General features: G+C 45.4%; 2 protein-coding genes. One reads left to right on the top strand and one right to left on the bottom strand.

Annotated elements, in window-relative coordinates; genetic code table 11:
* Window positions 1-439: Crp/Fnr family transcriptional regulator (locus R8N49_RS25855; protein WP_318190298.1), on the top strand; the 439-nt coding region annotated here is incomplete at its 5' end.
* A 118-nt stretch (window positions 440-557) separates the two neighbouring features.
* Here R8N49_RS25855 and R8N49_RS25850 read toward each other — a convergent pair.
* The coding region (locus R8N49_RS25850) for an AMP-binding enzyme (protein WP_412034911.1) at window positions 558-876 on the bottom strand (319 nt) is incomplete at its 5' end.

Genomic DNA, 876 nt, shown 5'->3' with positions numbered 1-876 from the left:
ATTTTCACCCGGCATGCCACGCATTTTCGGAGCAACGGCTCATACCGACGTAACCCTATTAGAGCTACCTGGCGATAAATTTCGGCAGTTGTTAGCCAAATATCCACAAAGCTACCCTGTGATTCTGGATCTGCTCAGCCGCAGATTATGGTCAGCTATTTCCGTTATCGAAGACGACGCCATTCGCGGTATAGAAGAGAGGATCGGCAGACGGTTATTGCTTCTGGCAGAATATCAACATAACCGTCCTATAAGTGCCCAGTCTTGTGTAGTGAAAGTGACTCGTGAGCACATCGCCAACATGATGGGGCTAACACTTCAAAGGGTTCACAAGGTATTAAAGAAATTTTTAAACTCGAACGTTCTTAGGCTGCAATACGGCAGTATTACCATATTGAATCCGCTGAAAATGGAAGCGTATCTCAAACAGTTGGAATAGTTGTAGATGCAAACACGTCTTTGGTCTAACCGGCGAACTCGGCCAAAACGACCACCAGCCAATGCCATGTAGATCAAACAAAAAGCCAGCGAGAGCTTCGCTGGCTTTGACATCATACTTATGCGACTTCGAGTTCCGATTTTAGCTCTCTCTTTAAGATTTTACCCGTAGCACTCATCGGTAACTGTTCACGAATTTCGACAAACCTTGGGTATTTGAAATTGGCTAACTGCTCTCGCCCCCATAATTGCAGCTCATCGGCTTCAACAAATTGATTCGGTTTTAATACCACATAGGCTTTGATCTCTTCGCCATATTCTTGATGCGGAATACCTATCACGGCCACCATCGCTACCGCAGGATGCGTCATGAATACTTCTTCAATCTCACGAGGATACACATTGAAGCCACCTCGAATGATCAGGTCTTTCATCCTG

The sequence above is a fragment of the Vibrio sp. 1978 genome (assembly GCF_033344345.1).
This window is presented reverse-complemented; position numbering and strand designations above follow the sequence as displayed.